We start from the raw sequence: 10,214 nt of genomic DNA on the forward strand, positions 1-10,214 counted from the left end.
CTTACATATTTTTTTATTTGGGGTATACTAAGTATTGAGGTGATGTAACATGACACTCAAAGAATATCGCAAAAATAAAAAACTGACCCAAGCAGAGTGTGCCAAATATCTAGGAATTCCCCTTCGCACCTATCAAAACTATGAAACGGATGCCTCCAAAATCGGATCTATCAAATATAACTTTATGGTGCAGAAGCTAGATGAATACGGCTTTGTAGATGAAACCCATGGTATTTTGACTGTAGAACAAATAAAAAATATCTGCTCCTCTGTATTTGAAAACTACAGCATTGATTATTGCTATCTTTTCGGTTCCTATGCAAAGGGAAAGGCTACCGAGGTTAGCGATGTAGATCTATTAATATCTACACCTATTTCCGGAATACAGTTCTATGATCTTGTAGAGACCATCAGGGAAGCATTGCAAAAAAAGGTAGATATATTGAATCGCGAACAGCTGAATAACAATCAGGAACTCATAAACGAGATACTGAAGAACGGAATAAAGATTTATGGATAACAAGAAAGATAATAAATACTATATAAAAAAATAGTAACCGATCTTGCTTTTATTATTAAGCACACCAATGAACTTACGTTGGAAGAACTGGAAGCCAATGAGATCCTCCTAGACTCCGTTATGTTCAGGCTGATTCAAATCTCTGAAAACTCCGACAAGTTAACCGATGACTTCAAAGCATCGTTCAGCAATATCCCATGGCGGGCAATCAAGGGGCTACGAAACCGAATTGTTCATGAATATGGCAATGTGAATCTAACTGTTGTGTACGATACCGTTAAAAATGACATCACCCAGCTACATAAAGAATTTAGTATAATTTTGGGGTAATATATATGAGATATTATGTGACAGCCGATGTTCATGGTTACTTCAAAGAACTAAAAGAAGCATTGACAGAACAAGGCTTCTTCAATGATCAAGCTCCTCATAAACTAATTATCTGCGGAGACCTATTTGACAGAGGCACTGAGGCTTTACAAATTCAGGCATTTATTCTTGACCTTCTTGCCCAGGATCGGGTAATTCTTATTCGGGGCAATCATGAAGATTTGACTATGAATCTTCTGAATAATTGGCATAGGTGCAGCTACTTGCAAACGCACCATCACACCAATGGCACCATTGACACTCTTTGTCAGCTGACAGGTACCAGCATCAAAGATATTTATACAGATGCTGAGAATGTAGGTCGAGCGATTTTAAAAAATCCTTACATCCAGAAGATTATTCCGACAATGATAGATTATTACGAGACTACTCACTACGTTTTCACTCATGGATGGATACCCTGTACACCTGTAAGAATTGCCAGCAACAAGATGGAATATGTCCCCGTTACTGATTGGCGCAATGCCGATAAAACCATGTGGGATAAAGCTCGGTGGATTAACGGAATGGAAGCTGCTCACGCTGGTATCATCGAACCAACTAAGACTATTGTGTGCGGTCATTGGCACTGCTCATTCGGCCACTCTCGGTACGAAAATGATGGTGGTGAATTCGACAACAACCCAAACTTCTCCCCTTATTACGGCAATGGCATCATTGCATTAGATGCCTGCACACCAGTTTCCAAGAAAGTTAACTGCATTGTAATTGAAGATTGATTATGCTTGAAGGTGTCTGTTCTGTGAGCAGGCACACTTACGATAAAAAATATTTACCAAAATCACAAAGTATTATTTTTCATTTTCTGTGCCAAACTTTTTTTCAAACTCTTGATTCCATTTACTCCTTCCGTTTGCAACTATTTCCTTATTAACCATTAATGATTTAATTGCATATGTTAAAGCCTGGCTGAAAGAAGCACTTGAATCCCCTCCAAAAGAGTGGCACATTTCATGAACATACGTTGATAAAGCTTCGTAATACCCCTCTACAGTGAATAATGATGATTTCAAATAAAGTTTTCCAACATCATATCTTATTTTTATACCTATTATATTTAATATCGGCTTTTGCTTTTTAAAAACAACAGCCATGCCATTGTATACTGCAAAGGAATTAATTATGATTTTTCTCTCAGGTATTCTATTAAATTCAAAGAATCCTGCAAAAACATCCTTGCAAACATCTTCTAACACTTTGAAGCATCGTTCTTGAAAATTATCGGCATTATCGTCTACCACAAACCCTCCATGCCTTTCACATTCCTCTTCTATTGTAGGATACCCCATTAACATAAATGTACTTTTCACAGGAAGATATTTCTTTTCTTGAAGATCCAACCAAGCACGAGCTTGCCATCTACGATTTTGATCAGCTATGCTTTCTATTTTTTTTAGACATATAAGATTTTGGTATTTATTAACAAACTTATCCTTAACCATAGGTGATTCAGATATTTTTCTAATCAATCTGTCTATGACTCTGCTCCAACTAAATATATCAAAGCTTTTTTGTTGATATGTATTCCAATATCTTCTCATCTTTTCTAGCATAATCATTGCACAGTCAGCATCAATATCAAAAACGATTGAACTAAAAACATCTATTACATCAAAAGGATACAGACTTCTCCTCTCCCTATCTTCTTTCCTGTAATGATGTAAGCATACAACAAGGTTAAAAGGATTTGTCCCCAGCATTTGATATCCACAGAAAACTGCACCTTTCCTTCCATAATCTCTCGTTACTGGTAGTCTTTCATTAATAGGATTACTACTTCTCAAAAATACAGCACCCTCAGGACCCTTCCATAGCAGTTTTCCCATAATAGGGTTATCTACACAATAAAAACTGTCAAAAGCAGCAAGAAAAATCTCATAGTCTTCTTTTGTTATATTTTTCAAAATTAATTTAGTTTCATTTTTCTTTTTTACAGAGTAAAGATTATATGCAAGCATTTTAACAGGTATGTTATCAATCGACTGCTCAATATCTGTTACATCTATTTGCCAGTCATCAGACATCATCTGTATCTTCCAATAATAATCACGATAAGCACATAAAGAAGCAATTTTAAAGCCCTCTCCAAAAAAACCGGCATATTCATTTGAATTATTCGTTTTAGTAGATGCTCCTATGTGCAAGAGCCATTCATAATTAAATGTTTCTCCTTTTACCCACATAGATAGTTCAAGATCTTTGTAATCATAATAGAATCGTTGAGGCCACTCATCACAACCAACAGTATCATAGAAATTCTGTATAAAATCACGTAGCACTTGATACCTACTCCAATAAACAGGATAAGTCATCACTATATTTAAAGATAAAGTCTTCATATCAATAACTCAGCTCCTTTTATAAATATTTTATATTATAAAGAGATATTTTATTAAGGCAGGATATAGTTAATAGATGGGTCTACACCAACTTTTTTTATATTTCTATTCTTACCTAAGAAATTATTATTGGTAGCGGAATATGTAGAGTTCAGGAGATGCTTGAAATGGGTATCAATGTTTCTCTTGGAGTCGATGGATCTGCTAGCAATGACTCATCTGATATGTTAGGAGAAATGAGAGCAGCCTTAATGCTTGGAAGAGTTAAATATGGTTAAGATAGTCTTTCAGTTAAAGATGTATTTCAGCTTGCAACTGTAAAAGGAGCAAAGACTCTAGACTTTGAAAGAAACTTAGGAAAGATAAAGGAAGTCTATGGCGCTGACATAGCTATCTTTGATTTGGATAAGCTTTCTTATGCAGGAGCCCAAAGTGACCTATTGCTACTTTAATATTCTGTGGAGCAAGTCATGAGACAAAACACACAATAGTAAATGGGGAATTTACAGTTAGAAATGGTGTATTACTTGGCTTTAATGAAGTGATTATAAAAAACAAAGCTAATGAGATTTCAAAAAGGATGCTTGAAAAAGCATAATGGATGTAAAAATAGGATGAAAAGGCCTCATCCTATTACTTTTGAAAGGGAAATACTAATTCTTTAAACATCCAATAGGCACAACAAGAACACCATCTTCTCTTCTATAGGCATAAGAGCCTACTCCAATAAGCACCATCAGGAAGGAGGGTGACTTCATTTTTGAAGTATCAATTTTATCCTTCAATTTTATTAGATTTTTGGCTCCTTCATTAATTAAATCATTACCACCAAGCTTTATTTCTATCAAACCATAGCATTCATTTCTCAAATGAATAACTGTATCACATTCAAGATTTGAACTATCTCTATAATGATAAACACAACCATCTAAGCTTTGTGCATAAACCCTTAAATCTCTTACACACAAGGTTTCAAAGAAAAGGCCAAATGTACTTAAATCATTTATTAAATCCTCAGGCCCAATTCCAAGACTTGCTGTAGCAATTGATGGATCAACATAATATCTTGTATCAGAGGTTCTAATTGCCGTTTTAGATCTTAAATTAGGGTTCCATGCAGGCATATCCTCAACAACAAAGATTTTTTTTAAAGCTTCAATATAGGAATGAACAGTATCTTCATTAATAAGCAAAGATTCATTAGATTCAATATCCTTAGCAATAACTGTATTAGCAATTTGAGTGCCTTGGTTTCTCGCATATGATTTCATAATTCTTTTTACACGTTCAGGATTCTTATTAACTCCATCAGCTCTGTTTATATCTGATTTAACAACAGCATCAAAATAATCAAAAGCCTGTTGAAGCGCTGGCTCTCTGTTTAAGCCAATGGCCTGTGGCCAACCACCTCTACAAACAAGAAATGCAAGCTTATCTAAATCAAGCGTATTTACTCCATCAACATTTAAGTTTCCATCAAATAAAGCTCTTAAGCTTACTTCACCTGTTTATTCACCTGATTCATATAGACTCATCGGTCTCATAGTAATCCATGAAAAACGACCAGTACCAGAATGTGTAATTTCTTTTGTATTAGGAGGTACTGCAGAACCTGTAAGGATAAACTGCCCCATTTCGCCTCTTTGATCAACTTCATATCGAATAGTATCCCAAAGAGTCGGAGCTATTTGCCATTCATCTATTAGTCGTGGAGTATCACCATTTAACAACCTAAGAGGATTTAATTTTGAAAGACGCAGATTTTGCTCTTTTTCTAATGGATTATCCATTCTAAGGACACTTTTTGCTTGCTGTAGTGCAGTGGTTGTTTTACCACACCACTTTGGGCCCTCAATAAGTATAGCGCCTTTTGCTTCAAGTTTCCTTGTTAAAAGCGTATCTAAAATTCTTGGTTTATAGTCTTTCATATCAAATAATTATTTTATATTTTCGGCGTTTTGTAAAGAAATTTTTCGGCGTTTTGTGAGATATTTTTTCGGCGTTTTATAGAGAAATTTTTCGGCGTTTTGTAGAAATAGTACTATATAAGCATTAATTATAGTTTCATTTAATGAGTTAAACATAATAAGATTTAAAAATAGGATGCAAAGCTGCATCCTATAATTTATTAACCCTTAACTGCTCCAGCGACTAAGCCTTTAATCATATACTTCTGGAAGAAGAAGAAAACTAAAACCATTGGTATAGTGCCAATAACACTTATTGCATTAATTAAGCTCCAGTCATAAGAAAGCTCACCAAGATATCTAAGAGCAATACCAATTGAAAGTGTTCTTAAGCCATCAGTCTGAATAAGTGTTGCGGCATGTAGATAATCATCCCAAGTCATTAAGAAGGCATAAATACCAACTGCTAACATACCAGGTTTAACAAGTGGAGTAATAATCTTAAAAAGGATAGTTCCTCTTCCTGCTCCATCGACATAAGCAGCTTCTTCTAGTTCTTTTGGTACGCTAGCAAAGAAAGAGCTCATTAACATCGCACAAAATGGTAGTTGTGCAGCACTGATAGCTAAAATTAGACCTGGCATAGTGTTTATTAAGTGAACCTTACTCATAAGAGAATATAAACTAATCATTCTACTTACTATTGGGAACATCTGAGTTGATAACAAAATACCACTCATTATTACTGTCCACTTAAAGTGGAAGCGAGCTAAAGCATATCCTGTGAACACTGCAAAAAGTGTACATAGTATTGCTGTAATACCAGATACTATAAAGTTATTTATATAGTAAACAAAGAATTGATTATTGACTGTAAATAAGGATAAATATGCATCAACTGTAGTTTTACTAGGGAAGAATGTTGGAGGATACATATAAGCTTCCATGTTAGTCTTAAATGAGGTTGCTAACATCCAATAAATCGGGAATAGCAAAAATAGTAGGATTAGTGCAAGTATGATGTAGCATAAAACTTTTGATAATGTACGACCCTTCATATCACACCTCCTTAGCTCATATCGTAAGTGCGGAAGCACTTATTATAAATTCCAACTGTAATAATCATTAAAAGCATCCAAATAGTTGTAACAGCAGCACCCGAACCCAAATTCATACTAACAAACGCTTCTCTATAGGAAAGAATAGCAAGGTTAGTAGTTGCTCCATCAGGTCCACCACCTGTCATTGTCCAGAAGAGTGGGAATTGCTTGAAGTTTTCAATGATAGACATACTAATGGCAATCTTAATTACAGATGACATATAAGGCATTGTAATTGAGAAAAATCTTCTAGTCTTTGAAGCTCCATCAATCATTGCAGCTTCTTGAATATCATCTGGAACATTCTGTAAGCCCGCAAGAAGCAATAGTGTCATTAATGGGATTTGCTTCCAAAGTGCAGCAACACCAACTCCTGCTAAGGCAGTATTTGGTTGGTTTAGCATTGCAAACTCAGTAATATGCCCAAAGGAGAAAATATTAACTAGGTATTTTACTAATCCATATTGTGGTTGGAAAAGCCACATCCAAATGAGTGCTGAAATGACAGTTGGGACAACCCAAGGTGTCATCATAATACTTCTAAAGAAACGAGCACCCTTTATATTTGAATTTAATACTAATGCTAGTGCCATACCTAAGACAAATTGAAAAACAATTACAAATACAACAAATACAAATGTATTTATAATAGCATTTCCTAAAGCATTAGAAGCAAAGAGTTTAATGTAGTTTGCAAAGTTATTCCATACTCCAGGTTTGCCACTAATAATATTTTTAACCTTGAAATCCTGAAAGCTTTTAATTACGGAATCAACAATAGGAATCAAGATAAAAAAGAGGGCTAGTAAAAATGCAGGAATTAAAAGGCAAAAGGAATAAATCCTGTCCCCTCTATTTTTGGAGTTTAGTTTTTTCATAATAGTTCTCCAAGATTTCGGCAGAGCATTTGCCCTGCCGAAAGTATTCAATTACTGTAACTTTAACGCTGCTGCTTTCTTAAATTCTGCAATAGCTTGATCAACACTCTTGTTACTTACTGTAACCGCTTGAGCAAGAGTTGTAAGCTCTAGGTTAAGATCGTTAAGAGCAGGAACTGTTACTTGGTGCTTAACGTTAGCAACTGAACTTGCTGCACCCTTTAAGATAGGGTTATTAGCAACGCCTTCCATACCTTCCATTGAATATGTTGCAGGATATGCAGGAGTTACGTTTGCAAGATAATCACTTAATGTGTCTGCACTAATTACATACTGAACAAATGCATCAACAGCCTTGTTGTGAGCTTCACCATTATCAACAAGTACGAAGCAGTGTGCACTCATTAAAGATTCGCCACTACCATTTCCACCCTTTAATGGAGCTGCAGAAGCTGTAAAGCTCTTAGCATCTGGGTTAATTGAACTTACACCATTGAAACCCCAGCTCTGATCATAATACATTGCAAGCTGACCAAGAGCGAAGAGATTTCTTAAATCCTTAAGCTTAGCATTCTGTGGGTTATAGCCCTTTTCATCCATAAGAGCTAGAGTTTCAAATGCCTGTCTAAAACCTGCATTATCACAAGAGAGGTTTCCATTAGCATCTAATACTTCACCACCAAAGTTGAAGATCATAGCTGTTAATGCTGTACCACTGATAGGAACACTTGCTGTTGTCTGACCAAATGCATATACCTTATTACCATTTTTATCCTTAAGCTGTGAAAGCTTTTCAGCATACTTAAGCATCTCATCATAAGTTGTAGGAGGAGTATTTGGGTCTAATCCAGCTTGTGCAAAGAGGTCTTTATTGTAGTAAAGAACGAATGGAGTTACATAGAGAGGAACACCATATGCTTTACCATTAATCTCAAAGTCTGCAAGAACACTTGGGTAAATATCTTTAATAAATGAATCACTTAATACTTCATCAACTGGAGCAGCTAAGCCTGCATCTTCAAATCCTGGAACCCAGCTTGATTCAGAGAAGATTACATCTACTCTATCACCACCACCTGCCATATTAATTACTTGGTTAACAATTTCACCATATGGAGCTGTTACCCATTCAATCTTATAGTTAGGATATTTAGCCTCAAAACCTGATTTAACGCCTTCCCAGAAAGGGATATAACCCTGTTCAAGAACTGCGTAGTTAGCGACCTTAAGAGTAACTTGTTCTGATTCAGCTTTCTCTGCAGCTCCACCTGCAAAAAGAGACATAGCAACTAGTGCTGTCAACAATAAAACCAAAATCTTTTTCATAAAAATTGAACCTCCTTTTTTGTTCCTTTTTTATAAACTTTCCCTTTTTATGAGCTCTGTTTTGAGCTCTGATCTTAATACTTGAACATCACCTTCATTTCTTAGCTCAAGCATCAAGTTAAGTGCACTCTCAGCAATTAAATCTTGCCTAATTCTTACACTCGAAAGAGTTGGTGAAGTGTATTCACACATCTTCGAGTTATTAAAACCTACTACTGAAACATCATCCGGGACCTTTACTCCCAAATCCTTTAATGCTCTAATTGCATAGAGAGCAACAGAATCAGTACGAGCTAAAATGCCATCGAAATGTTCTTTCCTATAAAGGTCTCTAACCTTTATCTCAAGTGCTTCTTGAGTAGGAACTCCACTGATAACAAGTGGTTCTTGCACAACCTGACAATATCCTTGATAGCGATAATCTGTTGGCAGAACATATTTCTCAGATAGAGAGTCGATATAAACAATCTTTGTCCTTCCTATCTTTTTCATGGCAGACACAGCATCTATTGCTCCTCCTTTTAGACCTGTGTAAATAACGCCATAACGTCCTTCGAAGACAGGATATTCATTAATTGCAAGTAATACTGTTGGAATTGATGATGAAATTAATGTTTGAATAGACCTTTGGTCCATAGTTCTAGAACCAACAATTACACCATCAAAGTTCCAATCAAGTACTTTCTTTACAAAGGAAGGATCGCCCTTATCTACTGATAGAGAAATCATATAGCCCTTACCACTGAGGCGTTTTTCCATTTCACCGATGATGATACCAAAGTATTCACTCATCATATCATCTGCGATAAATAGGACATGGTTGCTAGTTTTACCTTTTAGAGCACGTGCAATAGGACTTGGTCTATATCCAAGCTTTTCAACAGCAGCAAGTACACGTTTCTTCTTTTCGGCATCTACATACCTATTATCGTTGATGACATAGCTTACGATAGTCTCACTAACACCAGCTTCTCGTGCTATATCCTTCCTTGTAACACTCTTCATACAGTTCCCGCAGGCTTCTTATACTTCTTCTTATACCTAACAAATTCAGTAATAGGCATTCCTGTATCATAATCTAGTTCTTGAAGCTCTCCTGGTTCTGTGACTTTCTGTCTTGTATAGCCATCACATTCCCATTCAGGTGAGTACTTCTCCTTATTCCAGCTTCTACACCTCCATTGATAACCACGGAATGGATCACGAGTTTTATTCATCATATCAAGTAGCTTTTCATGAAGGTCATCACGAATAGCTGAATATTCAGGATCCTCAATATGGTTCTTTAACTCATACTTATCATTTGCTGTATCAAAGAGCTCATCTTTATCCATCAAGTGAATTGCCAGCTTTGCATTATCAGAAATAGCAGCTCTCATAAATTGTAAGCCACCAAATCCATCGTGGTCTTGTTCATAACGATGGAACTCAGTAAATACAGTGTCGTGAAGAATATTATCTTCAGGATTTTCAATGATAGGTCGCATTGAAACACCGTGAAGTTCTCCAGGAACCTTTATTCCAAAGTAATCAAGGAAAGTCGGCACTAGATCAATATGACTAGTTACATGTTCATATACCTTTCCTACAGGGGTCTTCATGTAAGCTCCACCCTTAATTATCATTGGAATATGGGCAATTTCTTCATATACACTTGGTCCTTTGAGGGACAAGGAATGTGCACCAAGTGCTTCTCCGTGATCTGAAGTATAGATAATCATCGCATCTGGTGCGACTTCCCTAACCTTATTAAT

11 protein-coding genes and 1 pseudogene are annotated in these 10,214 nt (G+C 35.9%); 4 read left to right on the forward strand and 8 right to left on the reverse strand.

Annotated elements, in window-relative coordinates:
* Window positions 1-49: 49 nt before the first annotated feature.
* Genes SOY52_RS05075 through SOY52_RS05080 form a run of 3 tightly spaced genes read left to right on the forward strand, consistent with a single transcriptional unit; the run spans window position 50 to window position 1,629 of the window.
* Entirely contained in the window at window positions 50-520 is a 471-nt protein-coding gene (locus tag SOY52_RS05075) for a nucleotidyltransferase domain-containing protein (RefSeq protein ID WP_320847892.1), read from the forward strand.
* A 54-nt stretch (window positions 521-574) separates the two neighbouring features.
* Entirely contained in the window at window positions 575-850 is a 276-nt protein-coding gene (locus SOY52_RS11190) for a DUF86 domain-containing protein (RefSeq protein ID WP_414429588.1), read from the forward strand.
* 17 nt (window positions 851-867) lie between these two features.
* Window positions 868-1,629, forward strand: a complete 762-nt coding sequence (locus SOY52_RS05080) for a metallophosphoesterase (protein WP_320847893.1) — start codon at window positions 868-870, stop codon at window positions 1,627-1,629.
* A 72-nt stretch (window positions 1,630-1,701) separates the two neighbouring features.
* Here SOY52_RS05080 and SOY52_RS05085 read toward each other — a convergent pair whose 3' ends face one another.
* Window positions 1,702-3,249, reverse strand: coding sequence for a hypothetical protein (locus SOY52_RS05085; RefSeq protein ID WP_320847894.1), 1,548 nt, complete (start codon window positions 3,247-3,249; stop codon window positions 1,702-1,704).
* 128 nt (window positions 3,250-3,377) lie between these two features.
* Between SOY52_RS05085 and SOY52_RS05090 the strand changes: the two are divergent.
* Window positions 3,378-3,701: pseudogene (locus SOY52_RS05090) on the forward strand (amidohydrolase family protein).
* A 201-nt stretch (window positions 3,702-3,902) separates the two neighbouring features.
* On the opposite strand, the gene SOY52_RS05095 reads toward SOY52_RS05090, so the two are convergent.
* The 7 genes from SOY52_RS05095 to SOY52_RS05125 all read right to left on the reverse strand — a co-directional run.
* Complete coding sequence (locus SOY52_RS05095; protein ID WP_320847901.1) at window positions 3,903-4,640, reverse strand: DUF4143 domain-containing protein; 738 nt, start codon at window positions 4,638-4,640, stop codon at window positions 3,903-3,905.
* Between the two features lie 117 nt (window positions 4,641-4,757).
* Window positions 4,758-5,177 carry an AAA family ATPase gene (locus tag SOY52_RS05100; RefSeq protein ID WP_320847895.1) on the reverse strand — a complete coding sequence of 140 codons (420 nt, stop codon included), beginning with the start codon at window positions 5,175-5,177 and terminating at the stop codon, window positions 4,758-4,760.
* A gap of 200 nt (window positions 5,178-5,377) precedes the next feature.
* A complete protein-coding gene (locus SOY52_RS05105) occupies window positions 5,378-6,214 on the reverse strand; it encodes a carbohydrate ABC transporter permease (protein WP_320847896.1) in 837 nt (278 codons plus the stop codon).
* 11 nt (window positions 6,215-6,225) lie between these two features.
* Window positions 6,226-7,134, reverse strand: a complete 909-nt coding sequence (locus SOY52_RS05110; RefSeq protein ID WP_320847897.1) for a sugar ABC transporter permease — start codon at window positions 7,132-7,134, stop codon at window positions 6,226-6,228.
* Between the two features lie 51 nt (window positions 7,135-7,185).
* Window positions 7,186-8,460 (reverse strand): ABC transporter substrate-binding protein, encoded by a 1,275-nt coding sequence (locus tag SOY52_RS05115; protein WP_320847898.1) that lies wholly within the window; start codon window positions 8,458-8,460, stop codon window positions 7,186-7,188.
* Window positions 8,461-8,490: 30 nt separating this feature from the next.
* A complete protein-coding gene (locus SOY52_RS05120; RefSeq protein ID WP_320847899.1) occupies window positions 8,491-9,465 on the reverse strand; it encodes a LacI family DNA-binding transcriptional regulator in 975 nt (324 codons plus the stop codon).
* The coding region (locus SOY52_RS05125; RefSeq protein ID WP_320847900.1) for a sulfatase/phosphatase domain-containing protein at window positions 9,462-10,214 on the reverse strand (753 nt) is incomplete at its 5' end. The genes SOY52_RS05125 and SOY52_RS05120, both read right to left, overlap by 4 nt.

It is taken from the genome of Bullifex sp., from assembly GCF_034103065.1.
Lineage (GTDB): Bacteria > Spirochaetota > Spirochaetia > Sphaerochaetales > Sphaerochaetaceae > Bullifex.